The sequence below is a fragment of the Haloarcula sp. DT43 genome (assembly GCF_037078405.1).
Taxonomy (GTDB): domain Archaea; phylum Halobacteriota; class Halobacteria; order Halobacteriales; family Haloarculaceae; genus Haloarcula; species Haloarcula brevis.
Window position 1 is genome coordinate 1,069,597 of sequence record NZ_JAYMGZ010000001.1, and the last position, 14,661, is coordinate 1,084,257.

Below are 14,661 nucleotides of genomic sequence, written 5' to 3' on the forward strand. Positions count from 1 at the left end.
GCTCCGGGGGACCGACCCTTTCGACGCACTCTTGGGACTGCCGCCCCGACCGTCTGTATGGACCGTCGGACCACCAAACTCCTCCGCGGAACCGCCGCCGCGCTCGTGTTCGCCACGGCGGCGTTTCACCTCTGGTGGGGGCTCCCGCGAAGTATCATCTACGCGCAGGCGATGGAGGGACTCCTCGGGCGGGGACTGCCGCCGGACCCCCGTCCGTTCCTGTTTGTCGCCTTCGCCGCGGTGTTGCTCGCCGGCCCGTACCTCGTCACTCGGGGACTCGTCAGCCTGCGGACCGCCTATCTCGCCGGGACCGTGCTCATGGTCGCCTCAATCGCCGCCTGGGTGTTCTGGCACGCCACCGGACACGGGGCCTTCCTCGTCGACGGGTTCTCCGCGCCGTCCGCGGGCGGCAGCGGCCACCACCACGGCGGGAGCACCGCCCTGCTGATACTGGACCACTTCGACACCGAGCCGACCGAATCGGCCGTCAAGACCCTCGAAGCGCTCGCCGCCGCGATATTCGTGACGTTGCTGTGGAGGGACCCCGCGCTCATCCCGGCCGAGCGACGCGAAAGCGTCGACTCGACCGTCCCGAACGAATCGTGACACTCGGCCCGGTGACACGGGCGGGCTGATCTCTCGGTTAAGAATACCTGTGTGATTCGTGGTCGATTCGCCCGACGAGGTGCCGTATCGTGACATTTATTAGCAGTAATGTCCCTTCTGTTACAGAATGGTGGACTCTGTCCCGGACGTGATATGGGATACAGGGATGGACCGGGTGTTCGAGGCCCTGTTTACCCGGCGGCGGCGGATGATTCTGTTCATGCTGAAACGAAGCAGTCCCCGGCCTATCGTCGACTTCCTGCCGAGAAGCGCCGGTGCCCGGAGTACCGAAACCGAACTCCGCCACGACGACCTCCCGCGCCTCGCCAGTCTGGCCTACATCGACTGGGACCGGGCCGCCGACGAGGTGTCGCGGGGCGAGCGCTTCGACGAAATCGAGCCGATGCTTGACCTGCTCGAAGACCACGCCGACGAACTCCCCGACGGCTGGCCCTGACGACGCAGACCGGCATCCGTCCAGGTCCCCGCACAGCAGCCGCCTCCCCACCTCGGGTACGCTCCCGTCGGTCGCGCACCACTCGTCGAAAAATCCGGACCAAAACGCGCTCGTTCGCTCGCGGCGCTCGCTCACGACCGTGAACCGTGGCCGGGGGCTACGGATGCTATCCGTCCAGTTCCTCACGCAGTAGTCCGTTCACGTCACCCCACCTTTTTCGTCCTCGGGTACGCTCCCGTCGGTCGCGCACCACTCGTCGAAAAATCTGGACCAAAAAGCGCTCGTTCGCTCGCGGCGCTCGCTCACGACCGTGAACCGTGGCCGGCGGCCACGGATGCTATCCGTCCAGTTCCTCGCGCAGCAGTCCGTTCACGTCGCCGGGGTCCGCACTCCCGCCGGTCTTCTGCATGACCTGTCCGACGAGGAAGTTGAGCGCGCCGTCCTCGCCACTGTGGTAGTCGTCGACGGCGTCGGGGTTCTCGTCGATGGCCGCCACGACGGCCTGCTGGACCTCGTCGCCGGAGGTCTTGCCCAGCCCCTCGCGGTCGACGACCGTGTCGGGGTCGTCGCCCGTGTCGAGCATCTCCCGCAGGACCGTCTCGTGGGCGTTCTTGGCGGTGATTTCGTCCTCGGCGACGAGTTCGACCAGGCGCGTCACCTCGTCGAAGCGGTCGTCGAGGTCGGTAATCGCCATGTCGCGGTAGTTCAGTTCGCCCAGTAAGTTGTCGGCGACCCACGTCGCCGCGAGGTCGGCGTCGAAGCGCTCGGCGACGCTCTCGAAGAAGTCCGCGACCTGCTTCGTGCTGGTGAGCTTCGAGGCCGCCTCCTCGCTCAGGCCGTACTCGGCGACGAAGCGCTCGCGGCGGGCGTCGGGCAACTCCGGGATTGGGACCTCGTCTTTCCAGTGGCTGACCCGCAGCGGCGGCAGGTCGGCCTCCCGGAAGTACCGGTAGTCCTTCTCCTCTTCTTTGGAGCGCATCGACACCGTGTTGCCATGGGTCTCGTTGAAGTGGCGGGTCTCCTGCTCGACGGCGCGGCCCGACTGGATGAGCTTGCGCTGGCGGGACGCCTCGAACGAGAGGGCCTGCTCCGCCCCCTTGTGGCTGGAGATGTTCTTGACCTCGGTTCGGTTGGCGTCTTCGAGCACACCGTCGTCGATGTCGCCGGCGTCGTCGACCTCGCTGGCGTCGACCATCGAGAGGTTCGCGTCGATGCGGAGGCTGCCGTCCCGGGTCGCGTCGAACACGCCCAGGTACTCGAGCACCTCTTCGAGCTTTTCGAGGAACGACCGGACCTCGCCCGGCGCGCGGAAGTCCGGCTCGGTGACGATTTCCATCAGCGGCGTCCCGGCGCGGTTGTAGTCGACGAGCGTGTAGTCCGCGCGCTCGATGGAGCAGGTCCGGGATTCGAGCGGCCCGGTCCCCTCGCGGACGTGCTTGATGGAGCCGGGGTCCTCTTCGAGGTGCGCCCGGCGGATGTCGACGCTGCGGCGCTCGCCCTCGACGGTGAACTCCAGTTCCCCGTCCTGGCAGATGGGGGAGTCGTACTGGGTTATCTGGAAGTTCTTCGGGAGGTCGGGGTAGTAGTAGTTTTTCCGGTGGAAGGTGGTCTCCTCGGGGATGTCGGCGTCGATGGCCTTGCCGACCTTCACGGCCGCCTCGACGGCCCCCTCGTTGACCACGGGGAGTGCGCCGGGCAGGCCGAGACACACCGGACACGTGTGGGTGTTGGGCTCGGCGTCGGCCACGTCGGTCGAACAGCCACAGAATATCTTCGTCTCCGTCTCGAGCTGGACGTGGACCTCCAGCCCGATGACGGCCGCGAGTTCGCGGGACTCGGACGCTTGTGCGGTCATTGTCCGGGGTTCGGCGGCGCGTGGCTAAAGGCTAACGACCCTGTACAGGCGCGGACGTATCAACCGAACTGGTAATGTCTGACGTAGGTATAAGTGCCCAGAATGGCTGGGTAACGGGTATGTGCGGCAACCGAGTCGAGGAACTCGAAACGCGCGTCAGGGAACTGGAAGCGTCGGTCGAGGGGCTGACCGACGAACTCGTCGAATGCAAGGTCCGCATCCGGGAACTCGAAGCCAGCGTCGACGCGGACAACGGCTTCAGCGCCGAGGAGTCCAACTCGGAGGAACCGGCTGCCGCAGTGGAGGCCGACACACCTAACACCGAGGATACCGACGAGGCAGATAACAGGGAGGAAGCCGAGGCCGGGTCGGAGACCGAGGCCGAAGAGGACTCGGAGTCCGACATCATCGTCGCGTAGGGCTGTCGGCCACACCACCGCATGCACATCAAAGAGCTCGTCCTCGACAATTTCAAGAGCTTCGGGCGCAAGACCCGAATCCCGTTCTACGAAGATTTCACTACCATCAGCGGCCCGAACGGCTCGGGCAAGTCCAACATCATCGACGCAATCCTGTTCGCGCTCGGACTGGCTCGCACCTCGGGCATCCGCGCCGAGAAGCTCACCGACCTCATCTACAACCCCGGCCACGCCGACGAAGACGCCGAGTACGACGGCGAGCGCCAGGCCAGCGTCGAGGTGATTCTGTCGAACGACGACCGCACGCTGTCCCGCTCGCAGGTCGTCAACGCCGCCGGCACGGAGGACGTGGGCGACGTGGACGAAATCGCCATCAAGCGCCGGGTCAAGGAGACCGAGGACAACTACTACTCCTACTACTACATCAACGGCCGCTCGGTCAACCTCTCGGACATCCAGGACCTGCTCGCACAGGCGGGCGTCACGCCGGAGGGGTACAACGTCGTCATGCAGGGCGACGTGACCGAGATCATCAACATGACCGCCGGCTCCCGTCGTGAGATTATCGACGAAATCGCCGGCGTCGCCCAGTTCGACGCGAAGAAGGCCGACGCCTTCGACGAACTGGAGGTCGTCCAGGAGCGCATCGACGAGGCCGAGCTCCGCATCGAGGAGAAACAGGAGCGGCTTGACCAGCTGGAAGACGAGCGCGAGACGGCGCTCCAGTACCAGGACCTCCGCGAGGAGAAAGCGGAGTACGAGGGCTACCGCAAGGCCGCCGAACTCGAAGACAAGCGCGAGGAACTGGCCGCCGTCGAGGAGACTATCGACGACCTCGAATCCGAACGCACCGAGCTACAGACGGAACTCGACGAGCGCCAGGGCGCGGTCATCCGGTTGGAGGACGAACTCCACGAGCTCAACCAGGAAATCGAGCGCAAGGGCGAGGACGAACAGCTCGCCATCAAGCGGGACATCGAGGAGATAAAGGGCGACATCTCGCGGCTGGAGGACCGAATCGAGTCCGCCGAGGAGACCGTCGAGGCCGCCGAGAACGAGCGCAGGCAGGCGTTCGTCCAGATAGACCGCAAGCAGGAGACCATCGACGACCTGGAGAGCGACATCCGCGAGACGAAAGTCGCCAAATCCAACGTCAAGGCCGACATCGCCGAAAAGGAGTCCGAACTCGCCGAGGTCCAGCAGCGCATCGACGAGGTCGGCGAGGAGTTCCAGGAGGTCAAGGACGAACTGGAGGCGAAGCGCTCGCGCCTGGAGACGCTCAAAAGCGAGAAGAACGACCTCCAGCGCGAGCAGGACCGCCTGCTCGACGAGGCCCGCCGGCGCTCGAACGCCGAAGACGAGAAGCGCGCTGCCATCGAGGAAGCGGAGGCCGAGATTCCCGACCTCGAAGCCGACATCGAGGACCTGGAGACGGAACTGGAGAAAGCCGAGCAGAACAAGGCGACCATCGGCGAGGTCGTCGACGATTTGCGGGCCGAAAAGCGGGCACTCCAGTCGGACCTCGACGACCTCGAAGACGAAATCAGCGCGAAACAGCAGGAGTACGCCCAGCTAGAGGCGAAGGCCGGCGAGGACGGCGACTCCTCGTACGGCCGCGCGGTGACGGCGATTCTCAACGCCGGGCAGGACGGCGTCCACGGCACCGTCGGCCAACTCGGCGGGGTCGACCCCGAGTACGCCACGGCCTGTGAGACGGCCGCCGGCGGGCGGCTCGCTCACGTCGTCGTCGACGACGACAGCGTGGGCCAGCGCTGCATCGAGTACCTCAAGTCACGCAGCGCCGGCCGGGCGACGTTCCTCCCGATTACGCAGATGCAGAACCGCTCGCTGGGCTCGCTCCCGAGCGCCGACGGCGTCGTCGACTTCGCGTACAACCTCGTGGACTTCGACCCCGAGTACGCGGGCATCTTCTCGTACGTGCTCGGCGACACGGTCGTCGTCGACAGCATGGATACCGCCCGCGACCTGATGGGCCAGTACCGGATGGTGACCCTCGACGGCGACCTCGTCGAGAAGTCCGGCGCGATGACCGGGGGCTCCTCCTCGGGCACGCGCTACTCCTTCTCGGGCGGCGCGGGCAAGCTCGAACGGGTCGCCACCCGCATCAACGAACTCGAAGACGAGCGCGCCGACGTGCGCGAGGACCTCCGGGACGTGGAGGAGCGCCTCGACGACGCCCGCGACCGCGAGTCCGACGCGACCGAACAGGTCCGGGACATCGAGACGAGCATCGAGCGCAAGGAGAGCGCCCTCGAAGACACCCGCGACCGCATCGGCCAACTGGAGGCCGACCTCGAAGAGATAGCCGCGGAGCGCGAGGACGTGGCCGACCGGATGGACGAACTGGAGGCCGACATCGAAGAAAAGACCGAGGAAATCGACGCGCTCCAGGGCGACATCGACGACCTGGAGGCCGAGGTCGAGGACTCGGAGCTGCCGGCCCTGACCGACCGGCGCGAGTCCATCGAGGCAGACATCGACGCGCTGGAGGACCGCCAGAGCGACCTCGACGCGGAACTCAACGAGTACCAGCTCGAGAAACAGTACGCCGAGGAGGCCATCGAGGACCTCCACGACGACATCGAGGCCGCACAGAACCGCAAGGCCGAACACGAGGAACGCATCGACGACCTCGAAGCGAAGGTCGCGGAGAAGCAGGAACTGAAAGCCGAGAAGGAACAGGCCGTCGCGGACCTCGAGGAGGAACTGGCCGAGCTCAAGTCCGAGCGCGAGGACCTGAAAGCCGACCTGCAGGCGGCCAAGGAGGCCCGCGACGAGCAGCAGGCCGCCGTCTCCGAAGTCGAGCGGGACCTCGAATCCGAGCGGGAGACCCAGGAGCGCCTGGACTGGGAAATCGACGAACTCGAAGCGCAGGTCGGCGACTACGACCCCGAGGACGTGCCCGACCACGAGACGGTCGAGCAGGAGATAGACCGGCTGGAGACGGAGATGGAGAAACTGGAGCCGGTCAACATGCGCGCCATCGAGGAGTACGACCGGGTCGACGACGACCTGCAGGAACTCGAAGACAAGCAGGCGACGCTGGTCGAGGAGGCCGACGGCATCCGCGACCGCATCGACACCTACGAGGCGCGCAAGAAGGAGACGTTCATGGACTCGTTCACGGAGATAAACGACCAGTTCCAGGACATCTTCGAGCGGCTCTCGAACGGCACCGGGCACCTCCACCTCGAAGACGAGGGCGACCCCTTCGAGGGCGGGCTGACGATGAAGGCCCAGCCGGGCGACAAGCCCATCCAGCGGCTGAACGCGATGTCCGGCGGCGAGAAGTCCCTGACCGCGCTGGCCTTCATTTTCGCCATCCAGCGGCACAACCCCGCGCCGTTCTACGCGCTCGACGAGGTCGACGCCTTCCTCGACGCCGCAAACGCCGACCTCGTCGGCGAACTGGTGGACGAACTCGCCGGCGACGCCCAGTTCGTCGTCGTCTCGCACCGCTCGGCCATGCTGGAGCGGTCCGAGCGGGCCATCGGTGTGATGATGCAGGGCGACAACGTGAGCGCCGTGACCGGTATCGACCTCTCTGGCGAGGGTGACGAGGAGGTGCCGGCCGATGACTAGCGAGGAGAGCGAGGCGCGCCCGGAGGAAGCGCCTCGGGACACTGAAGACGACATCCCCCTCGACATCACCGGGCACGAGGACCGCGACCCGCCCGGGGAGTCAGGCGACGCCGCGGCGCTGCTGGGCGGCGATTCGGACACGGACGACGACCGAGAGCGAGCCGACACCACGGACGACGGAACCGGGGACGACAGCGACGAGGACGTCGAACCGGTCGAAGTGCTGGTCCAGCTCGCGGACGACGGCGAAATCGACCCGTGGGACATCGACGTGGTGCGTGTCACCGACAAGTTCCTTGACCGTATCGACGACGCGGACCTGCGCACGTCGGGGCGGGCGCTGTTCTACGCGAGCGTCCTGATTCGGATGAAAAGCGACGCGATGCTCGGCGAGGGCGACGCCGACGAGGAGCCGGCCGAGCCCTGGGAGCAGGCGATGCACGAGGACGCGCCAATCGAACAGCCCGACCCCTTCGCCGCGCTGGAGTCGGAGATGGACCGCCGGCTCGAACGCCGCCGCGCCCGCGGGATGCCACAGACGCTCGACGAACTGGTCCGGGACCTCCGGGACGCCGAGCGCGATTCGTGGTGGAAAGAGTCCCGGGAGTACGACACCAGCGACTCCCCGAGCGGGTTCGACCGCGGGACGCAGGAACTGGACTACCGCGGGGCCGACGACATGCGGCTGGACGAGGAGCCGTCGGCCGCCGACGTGACCGGGACGGCCCACGCCGAGAACATCGACGACATCATCGCCGACGTTCACGACGCCGTCCGCGAGCAGTACGACAAGGGCCGCGAGGAGGTGCTGTACCGCGAGGTCGACACCGCCGGCGGGACCCGCGTCGAGACGTTCCTCGGGCTGCTCTTTCTGGCCCACCGCGGCCAGGTCCGGCTCCAGCAGGACGACCTCTTCGGCGACCTCTGGATTCAGGACCCCAGCGCCGCCACCAGGTCGGACGAGGCCGTCGCGGACTGACGACACCGGGGCCGGCAAACAGGTTCAAACGGGTCGAACCCTAAACGGGAGTAATGGCGACCCAGTCCTCGCCGCCGGAGTTGCCGGACCCGGAAGCGCTCGCGGACACCTTCCACGTCTACGAGGTCGACAGGACCGCCGAGGACGGCGTCCGGTACTACGGGGAGCCGATGACCGAGTCCGACCAGGTCGTTCACCGTATCGCGCCGGCGTTCCGCCAGCGCGGGTACCGCGTCGCGCTCAAGCGCGAGATGGGCGAGTGGGTGCTGATAGCGCGGGAGCGGTCGCTGGGCGTCGACGGGATTCCGTGGCTGAACGTCGGTCTCGCCGCCCTGACGCTCCTGTCGACGCTGTACGCCGGGACTCGCTGGTACGGGCTGTCCGTCTTCGAGGAGCCGACGGCCATGCTCGAGGCGTGGCCCTTCGCCGCCGCGGCGCTCGGCATCCTCGCGGTCCACGAGTTCGGCCACTACGCCATGAGCCGCTACCACGAGGTGGAGGCGAGCCTGCCGTACTTCCTGCCGTTCCCGAACGTGCTCGGAACCCTCGGTGCGGTCATCAGCATGAACGACCACATCCCCGACCGCAAGGCGCTGTTCGACATCGGCGTGGCCGGCCCGCTGGCGGGCCTCGCCGCGACGGTCGTCGTGACTGCCGTCGGCGTGACGCTCCCCCCGGTGGAGGTGACGCGCGGTATCGTCACGAACATTGAGTTGGGCTACCCGCTCTTACTGCAGGGTATCGCCGCGGCGATGGGCGAACCGCTGGAGTATGCGAACCCGCAACTTCTCCCGAACCCAGTCGTCATCGGCGGCTGGGTCGGCGCGTTCGTGACCTTCCTGAACCTCCTGCCGGTCGGACAGTTCGACGGCGCACACGTCGCCCGGTCGCTGTTTGGCGACCGCCTGTCGCTGGTCCAGCTGGCCGTCCCCGCCGCCCTGTTCGGGCTCGCGGCCTACCTCGTCGCTTTCGAGGGGGGACGGGCGGCCGGGCTGTGGGCGTTCTGGGGAGTGCTGGCGCTGGTGTTCGGTCGGCTCGGCTCCGCGACGCCGCTGGACGAGACGCCGCTGGGGCCGGGTCGCTGGGCCGTCGGCCTGGTCACGTTCGTCCTGGGGATGCTCTGTTTCGTGCCGGTGCCGCTCGTCATCACGATGTAACACACCGCGTGGCGGCTCACAGCCCGTACGGGTCGTACTCGGGCCTGGTGTCGGCGTCGGCGGGAAGGGAGTACCGCTCCCGGAACTCCGCGAGTAGCTCGTCGGCTCCGGCGGTGAACAGCACGGCGACGCCGTAGGGGCGGGAGTACGAGCCGGTGTCGGGCGCGTCGGGGTCGAGGAAGAGTGCGTCCGTCGGCGGCTCGCCGATGGTGGGGAGTTCGGTCAGGAGTGACTCCATCGGCACGAGGCCGGTGAGCACGCTCGGGACGAACGCGCCGCCGGGCAGCGGCGCGCGCGGCTGGACGAAACACTCCGCGACCGCTTTGCCGTCCTCTTCGAGGACAGTACTCGCCGGGCGTTCAAGCCCCGGTTCCCAGAGGGTCGCCGCCACCTCGGGAACCTCGGTGTCGACGGCGAAATCCATCCGGACGCGGTCGCGGCGCTCGAAGGAGAGCAGTGACCAGGCCTCCTCCGAGTCGTCCGGGTCGCCGCCCAGCGTCGCCGCGACCAGGTCGCCCGTCCGGAGGTCGTCGACCGCCGGCTGGCGCTCGCCGTAGCCGGACTGGTACACGGTGTAGAGGCGCGTCGCGTCGGCGTCGAACAGATTGATGTGCGGGACCGCTTCGACGACGCGGTAGACCCTGAACACCCCCGTGCGCTCGTCCATGTTCACCCCGACGGGTTCCACGGCCAAGACTCCGTGGACTCCCCGCCGGTCAGTCGGCCGCCATCAGCCGGAGCCAGTCGGTCATGCAGTCGTCGCTGCAGTGGTGGTGGCGCTGCCGGCCGCCGTCCGTGTCCACCACGCCGGTGACGAGATGCCACTCGTCGGCGTACACGTGGCCGCCACAGACCACGCAGTCCCTGACCGTCGCGTCGTCGGGGCGTTTCCCGACGGACACCGTCTCGACGTAGTAGGTCCCGCCGAGGGCGTACGGCACGGGCAGTCGCATAGCCTCGTCTCCGGGCTACACGCCCCTAAGTACCCCGACGCAACACGGAGGTAGCTCCGGCTCCAAGGAACAGTCATGAGTCAATCCACGGACCTCCCGGACCCGGAACAGCTCCGCGTGGCCGCCGAACGGCTGCTCGACGAGACGGTCGACCGTGACGAGTCGCTCCACGTCACGGCCGAGGACCTGTCCATCGCCGTCCCGACGCGGTTCGGCCCGGACGCCCCGCAGGCGACGTGGCGCTTCGACGGCGACGTGACGGTCTCGGTCGACGGCGTCAGGGGCCCGCTCAGGGAGTGGGTCGAACTCGTCGACAGTCGGACCACGGACACGGAGTGAGCCGGGACGACCCAGTCTCCCCGGCGCACCGCTCCCGGAGCGGACGTGTCACCATATCGTGTGAAATAGGCCACAGTTCTCACGGTCGCATCTCATTTCGGTGTAGTCCAATCGCCGAGTGGACACGGCGGGACGCCACCAACTGTGTCTGTCAACGAAATCTCCTGGTCCTCGCCGCCGTGTCCGCTGGCCCCATGGCCACTCGGTGACCGTCTGCACCCAGGGAGCCGTGACACGCCACGAACGCGGTGGTGCCGCGTTTCCCGCCGAACCCCGCGAGGGACAGCATCGGTCCGACGTAGAGGCCGCCGCCGGTCAGTCGCTTCTGCTGTGCGAGTGGCCGACGAGCAGCGACACGGCGTTACAGACGACGAGCGCGACGAACGCGGTCCGCGTCGCCCCGGAGTGGAGCCCGGTGACCAGCAGTGGGAGATAGAGAAACGGGAGCGCAATCGCTGTCCAGAACGCGATGCCGCGAACCGCGGAGACGAGGGACTCGTCGAACGCTGGCAGGGACTCATCGAACTGGGCGAGTAATTCGTAGGCGGACGAACTTGACATGTGGAGGACCTATCCACGGCTTCTACTGGAGATATCTTATAACCTCCAGAGGTTTCCGCCCGTTTCGCTTCGTTTCACGCTGCATCGCCTGCGATACGTTCGTTTTACGAACGGCTAAGCGAGGCTTAGATGTTTTATCCGCCGCGTAGCGTCTGTGGGTGACGCTGTGGCACGTTCGGCCGGGACGGCGACGCGGTCGGCGGTCCGAGGGCTACGGGCCGAGAAGCGACACGGTCACGTCGTGGCCCGTGTCCCCTACTGTGGTGTTATCGACGACATAATCCGGCAGGGACGCCCGCCACTCGGCCAGTCGTTGCTCGTGGTAGGTCCGGTGGCGCTCGACCGAGTACGTCTCGTCGTCCGCAGCCCGGAGTTCGTCGGCAGTGTCGTCCGGCGTCGGGTACGGCGGCGCGTCCGCCGTCAGCAGCGCGTCGGGGGCGAGATGGACCGTTTCGTCGTCTTCGTCCGGCTGGACGACGTGGAGACGCGCTCGCATCCGCCCGCTGAATGGCGGCGTGATGCGCAACACGGTCTCCGAGCCGTCCGCGGTCGCCTCGATGGCCGCAACGAGGTCGGTAGCGCTTATCGCGACTGCTCTGATGTCTGTCGGGTCGGTGTCCGTGGCTGAGTCTGTGGGGTTCATCGTGCTGTCACATCCGGTCGGTGTAGTCCCAGGTGTGGAGTCGGTCGGGTGTTATCCGTATCCGCACCTCGCGGCGGTCGGGCGCGAGCAACCGTTCGGCGAGCGGCGAGTCGGTTCCGCCGAGATAGCGGTGTAGCAACTCGGTGAGTACCGTCTTGTCTTCGTCCGCGGTCATCGTCGCCGTCCCGTTGCCCCTGACGCCACGGTACGGCGGCTCGTTCGTCGAGACTTCGAACGAGACGGCGTCGTCGTAGTCGAGGTAGTCGACGACCGCCGCGTCCGCCCCGGTCGCACACTCGAAGGTCCCGTCGACGAACCGGTACCACAGCGAGAGCATCCAGGGCTTGTCTGCGGGCGTCCGGCACCCGAGACGGAGTGGGACGGTTTCGGCGTCGAGGAACTGCGCCGTTTCCTCGCGCGTCCACGGTCCGGAGACGGTCACCATACAGACGGCGTACGGCCGCCGCGGTGTTAACAGCACTGGGACGAGTCACCCCGTCGTGACGCGGCGGACACGCCAACGATTCGGTCTCCTATTATCACATCTGAGAATTGGCTGGGTAGATTTATTTCGGCGTTCAGAAAATTCCCCGCTATAGGCGCCAGTAGGCCGACAGGAGGGACAACAATGGAAAATCGTGTCGAAACGAGGGAGGCAACGGTGCTGATAGTCGACGACGAGCCAGATATCGCGGACCTGTATTCGACGTGGCTGCTGACTGCCCACGACGTCCGGACCGCATACAGCGGTTCGGAGGCGCTTCGGATGACCGACGAGTCCGTCGACATCGTCTTTCTGGACCGCCAGATGCCCGAGCTGAGCGGCGACGACGTACTCGATTCTATCGCGGACCGGGACATCGACCCGGCGGTGGTGATGGTGACGGCCGTCGACCCGGACTTCGACATCGTCGAGATGCCCTTCGACGAGTACCTGACCAAACCGGTCAGCCGCGAGGAGCTCCTCGACACCGTCTCCGAGATGCTCGTCCGGAGTACGTACGACGACCGGGTCCAGGAGTACTTCGCGGTGGCCTCGAAGAAGGCGACGCTGGAGACTCAGAAGGACACGCTGCAACTCGAAGCCAGCGACGAGTACCGGACGGTCAGCGAGCGGGTGGAGGAACTCCGGCAGACAGCCGACGCCACGGCCGCTGAGATAGACGACTTCGAAGCCGTGTTCCGGCAGTTCCCCGGCAGCGGACTCTCGTAAGGCCGACTGGTCCCGGCTCGCGAGACACGACTCAGTGGTACGGCCTGCTACCGGTGCGTGAATTTCGGATAAATGCCCGGGGAGGGCTCCGAACCCTCGATCTCCGCATGGCCCAGGTCTGGGGCGTGACGAGCGCCCCGGGGTCATGACGGGTGCGTGCCGCATGAGTCGAGAGACCCTATGAGTGCGGCGCTATGTCCAGCTAAGCCACCCGGGCGCGGGTGCATTCAGCCGTTGGCCGTTAGCCGTCTTGAAGGTTCTCATCTCCGCCGGGACTGTGGAGTAGTCCCACGCCGCGGGCGTCTCATCGCCGCTGATAATCGACCCGCGGATTTAAGCCATCACGCAGGTATGCAGGCAGTATGGAGATACCAGACCTCGTCCAGCAGGAACTCGGGGACGAGGAGATTCGGGGCGGTGTCAACCTCGGCGACGAAGACGCGGCCTGTTTCACACCGACCCGGACGCTCGTCTACCGCGGCGAGGGCCTTCTCAGCGACGAGAAGGTCGCCAGCTACCCGCACGACTTCGAACGGCTCACCGTCTCGGAAGGGCGACGCAAGACCAAGTTCTCGCTCGTCTACACCGGCGAGAAGCTCGAACTGTCAGTTCCCGGTAGCCGCGGCGACGCCGTCCTCGAACGGCTCCTCGAAGGGAAACTCACCGTCTCGGGCGGCATCGACGACGACGAGAGCATCAGCGGCGTGTTCCGGTTCAGCGAACTCACGCTGGTCGTCACCGACCGCCAACTGCTCAAACACATCGGCAACGTCACTTGGGACGCCGACTACGAGGCCTTCTCCTTCGACGACGTGACCGGCCTGGAGTTCGAGGAGGGCAGCGTCGCGACGGCCGTCGTGCTCTCGTTCAACGAGCGTCCGGAACGCATCAAGGCACCGTCCGAGCAGGCACCGACGGTCCGGAAGACGCTCGAAGAGACCCTCTTCGCGTACCACGAGGTTGGGTCGCTCGCCGAACTCAACGCCGAAGTCGGCGCGGACCCGGAGGAAGGAGCCGACGACGCCGGGAGCGGTTTCGGCCTCGAATCCGGTATCGACCCGCTCGTGAGCAACGATTCGGCGAGCGACGCCGAGGCCGAAAGCGCCAACGCGCAGGCCGCAGCCGCACCGACCGGCGAGCAGGGTACGACCGCCGAGGCGACGGCCGAGACCGAGTCCAGCGGTTCCGTCGGGATAGACGCCGACACGGACGCCGCCGCGAACGCCGACGTCGCCGACCTCGAAGCGCAGGTCGCCGAACTGACCGCCGCCGTCGAGGCGCAGAACGAACAGCTCCGGAAACAGGAGCGCACCATCAAACAGCTCATCAAGGAACTCCGACAGGGCCGCTGAGCCGCCGGAGTTCCCGCTTGGTGTTTTTGAGACCTCGACCTGTTGGCGCTACTTGCGGTTCACTTTGTTCTCTTGCCTCTACAGGCGCGCTTTCGTGGCTCACTTCGTTCGCCGCTCGTCTAACGAGGGCCGCTCCTTCCGGTCGTGGCCCTCGCTACTCCCGCCCCAGCACTTTCCGAATGCACGTCGACCCGAACGGCCCCAGTTCGCCGCCGTCGAACTGGACGAAGTGGCCCGTGCCGATACTCGCCCCGCATCGCTGACACGAGAACTCGCCCTCGCGGACGACCACGTCGCTGTCGAAGTTCACGTACGACCCCTGTGACCGCGGGCGGACGACGCCGTCCTCGCGTTCGATGAGCCCGCGCATCACCGCGGTATCGAGTATCTCGCGCTGGACCTGTGGGTTGGTCGTCACCGTCTCGATGCGGTCGAGGGCGTCGGCGACGGACAGCTCCCCGTGTTCGAGGTGGGCCAGCAGTTCGACGCCGAGTTCGACCGGGTCGCGGTCCTGCTCGGGCACA

16 protein-coding genes and 1 tRNA gene are annotated in these 14,661 nt (G+C 66.7%); 9 read left to right on the plus strand and 8 right to left on the minus strand.

Annotated features, from left to right (window positions below):
* Window positions 1-57: 57 nt before the first annotated feature.
* Window positions 58-606, plus strand: a complete 549-nt coding sequence (locus tag VI123_RS05770; RefSeq protein ID WP_336337086.1) for a hypothetical protein — start codon at window positions 58-60, stop codon at window positions 604-606.
* A gap of 166 nt (window positions 607-772) precedes the next feature.
* On the plus strand, window positions 773-1,063 hold the full coding sequence (locus VI123_RS05775) for a hypothetical protein (RefSeq protein WP_336337380.1): 291 nt from the start codon (window positions 773-775) through the stop codon (window positions 1,061-1,063).
* A gap of 337 nt (window positions 1,064-1,400) precedes the next feature.
* Here VI123_RS05775 and gatB read toward each other — a convergent pair whose 3' ends face one another.
* Window positions 1,401-2,918, minus strand: coding sequence for an Asp-tRNA(Asn)/Glu-tRNA(Gln) amidotransferase subunit GatB (gatB, locus tag VI123_RS05780; protein ID WP_336337087.1), 1,518 nt, complete (start codon window positions 2,916-2,918; stop codon window positions 1,401-1,403).
* Window positions 2,919-3,037: 119 nt separating this feature from the next.
* Between gatB and VI123_RS05785 the strand changes: the two genes are divergently transcribed.
* The 4 genes from VI123_RS05785 to VI123_RS05800 are packed head-to-tail and all read left to right on the plus strand — an operon-like array spanning window position 3,038 to window position 9,076.
* Complete coding sequence (locus VI123_RS05785) at window positions 3,038-3,337, plus strand: DUF7518 family protein (protein ID WP_336337088.1); 300 nt, start codon at window positions 3,038-3,040, stop codon at window positions 3,335-3,337.
* A gap of 21 nt (window positions 3,338-3,358) precedes the next feature.
* Window positions 3,359-6,940 carry a chromosome segregation protein SMC gene (gene smc / locus VI123_RS05790; protein WP_336337089.1) on the plus strand — a complete coding sequence of 1,194 codons (3,582 nt, stop codon included), beginning with the start codon at window positions 3,359-3,361 and terminating at the stop codon, window positions 6,938-6,940.
* Window positions 6,933-7,919, plus strand: a complete 987-nt coding sequence (locus VI123_RS05795) for a ScpA family protein (RefSeq protein WP_336337090.1) — start codon at window positions 6,933-6,935, stop codon at window positions 7,917-7,919. Before smc ends, VI123_RS05795 begins: the two co-directional genes overlap by 8 nt.
* A 53-nt stretch (window positions 7,920-7,972) precedes the next feature.
* Entirely contained in the window at window positions 7,973-9,076 is a 1,104-nt protein-coding gene (locus VI123_RS05800; protein ID WP_336337091.1) for a site-2 protease family protein, read from the plus strand.
* Window positions 9,077-9,092: 16 nt separating this feature from the next.
* On the opposite strand, the gene VI123_RS05805 is transcribed toward VI123_RS05800, so the two are convergent.
* Both VI123_RS05805 and VI123_RS05810 read right to left on the minus strand, forming a co-directional pair.
* Entirely contained in the window at window positions 9,093-9,743 is a 651-nt protein-coding gene (locus VI123_RS05805; protein ID WP_336337092.1) for a hypothetical protein, read from the minus strand.
* Window positions 9,744-9,792: 49 nt separating this feature from the next.
* The gene (locus VI123_RS05810; RefSeq protein WP_336337093.1) at window positions 9,793-10,029 is read right to left on the minus strand and encodes a DUF7576 family protein; all 237 of its coding nucleotides are present in this window, start codon (window positions 10,027-10,029) and stop codon (window positions 9,793-9,795) included.
* Window positions 10,030-10,104: 75 nt separating this feature from the next.
* Between VI123_RS05810 and VI123_RS05815 the strand changes: the two genes are divergently transcribed.
* A complete protein-coding gene (locus VI123_RS05815) occupies window positions 10,105-10,368 on the plus strand; it encodes a hypothetical protein (protein WP_336337094.1) in 264 nt (87 codons plus the stop codon).
* Window positions 10,369-10,683: 315 nt separating this feature from the next.
* Here the strand turns inward: VI123_RS05815 and VI123_RS05820 are convergent, their stop codons facing one another.
* From VI123_RS05820 to VI123_RS05830, 3 genes are all read right to left on the minus strand, one after another.
* Window positions 10,684-10,929, minus strand: a complete 246-nt coding sequence (locus VI123_RS05820; protein WP_336337095.1) for a hypothetical protein — start codon at window positions 10,927-10,929, stop codon at window positions 10,684-10,686.
* Between the two features lie 211 nt (window positions 10,930-11,140).
* A complete protein-coding gene (locus tag VI123_RS05825; RefSeq protein WP_336337096.1) occupies window positions 11,141-11,572 on the minus strand; it encodes a hypothetical protein in 432 nt (143 codons plus the stop codon).
* A 7-nt stretch (window positions 11,573-11,579) separates the two neighbouring features.
* Window positions 11,580-12,017 carry a pyridoxamine 5'-phosphate oxidase family protein gene (locus VI123_RS05830; RefSeq protein WP_336337097.1) on the minus strand — a complete coding sequence of 146 codons (438 nt, stop codon included), beginning with the start codon at window positions 12,015-12,017 and terminating at the stop codon, window positions 11,580-11,582.
* A gap of 183 nt (window positions 12,018-12,200) precedes the next feature.
* Here VI123_RS05830 and VI123_RS05835 point away from each other — a divergent pair, with 183 nt between their 5' ends.
* Window positions 12,201-12,785, plus strand: a complete 585-nt coding sequence (locus VI123_RS05835; RefSeq protein ID WP_336337098.1) for a HalX domain-containing protein — start codon at window positions 12,201-12,203, stop codon at window positions 12,783-12,785.
* 73 nt (window positions 12,786-12,858) lie between these two features.
* Here the strand turns inward: VI123_RS05835 and VI123_RS05840 are convergent.
* Window positions 12,859-13,002 (minus strand) — tRNA-Met (locus tag VI123_RS05840).
* 145 nt (window positions 13,003-13,147) lie between these two features.
* Here VI123_RS05840 and VI123_RS05845 point away from each other — a divergent pair.
* Window positions 13,148-14,137, plus strand: coding sequence for a DUF7115 domain-containing protein (locus VI123_RS05845; protein ID WP_336337099.1), 990 nt, complete (start codon window positions 13,148-13,150; stop codon window positions 14,135-14,137).
* Between the two features lie 154 nt (window positions 14,138-14,291).
* Here VI123_RS05845 and VI123_RS05850 read toward each other — a convergent pair whose 3' ends face one another.
* Window positions 14,292-14,660 carry a DUF5830 family protein gene (locus VI123_RS05850; protein ID WP_336337100.1) on the minus strand — a complete coding sequence of 123 codons (369 nt, stop codon included), beginning with the start codon at window positions 14,658-14,660 and terminating at the stop codon, window positions 14,292-14,294.
* Between the last annotated feature and the right edge of the window lies 1 nt (window position 14,661).

Bases quoted from the DNA above. Each gene is read 5' to 3' on its own strand.
- VI123_RS05770 (WP_336337086.1), top strand. From the start codon at position 58: ATGGACCGTCGGACCACCAAACTCCTCCGCGGAACCGCCGCCGCGCTC.
- VI123_RS05775 (WP_336337380.1), top strand. From the start codon at position 773: ATGGACCGGGTGTTCGAGGCCCTGTTTACCCGGCGGCGGCGGATGATT.
- gatB (WP_336337087.1), bottom strand. From the start codon at position 2,918: ATGACCGCACAAGCGTCCGAGTCCCGCGAACTCGCGGCCGTCATCGGG.
- VI123_RS05785 (WP_336337088.1), top strand. From the start codon at position 3,038: ATGTGCGGCAACCGAGTCGAGGAACTCGAAACGCGCGTCAGGGAACTG.
- smc (WP_336337089.1), top strand. From the start codon at position 3,359: ATGCACATCAAAGAGCTCGTCCTCGACAATTTCAAGAGCTTCGGGCGC.
- VI123_RS05795 (WP_336337090.1), top strand. From the start codon at position 6,933: ATGACTAGCGAGGAGAGCGAGGCGCGCCCGGAGGAAGCGCCTCGGGAC.
- VI123_RS05800 (WP_336337091.1), top strand. From the start codon at position 7,973: ATGGCGACCCAGTCCTCGCCGCCGGAGTTGCCGGACCCGGAAGCGCTC.
- VI123_RS05805 (WP_336337092.1), bottom strand. From the start codon at position 9,743: ATGGACGAGCGCACGGGGGTGTTCAGGGTCTACCGCGTCGTCGAAGCG.
- VI123_RS05810 (WP_336337093.1), bottom strand. From the start codon at position 10,029: ATGCGACTGCCCGTGCCGTACGCCCTCGGCGGGACCTACTACGTCGAG.
- VI123_RS05815 (WP_336337094.1), top strand. From the start codon at position 10,105: ATGAGTCAATCCACGGACCTCCCGGACCCGGAACAGCTCCGCGTGGCC.
- VI123_RS05820 (WP_336337095.1), bottom strand. From the start codon at position 10,929: ATGTCAAGTTCGTCCGCCTACGAATTACTCGCCCAGTTCGATGAGTCC.
- VI123_RS05825 (WP_336337096.1), bottom strand. From the start codon at position 11,572: ATGAACCCCACAGACTCAGCCACGGACACCGACCCGACAGACATCAGA.
- VI123_RS05830 (WP_336337097.1), bottom strand. From the start codon at position 12,017: ATGGTGACCGTCTCCGGACCGTGGACGCGCGAGGAAACGGCGCAGTTC.
- VI123_RS05835 (WP_336337098.1), top strand. From the start codon at position 12,201: ATGGAAAATCGTGTCGAAACGAGGGAGGCAACGGTGCTGATAGTCGAC.
- VI123_RS05845 (WP_336337099.1), top strand. From the start codon at position 13,148: ATGGAGATACCAGACCTCGTCCAGCAGGAACTCGGGGACGAGGAGATT.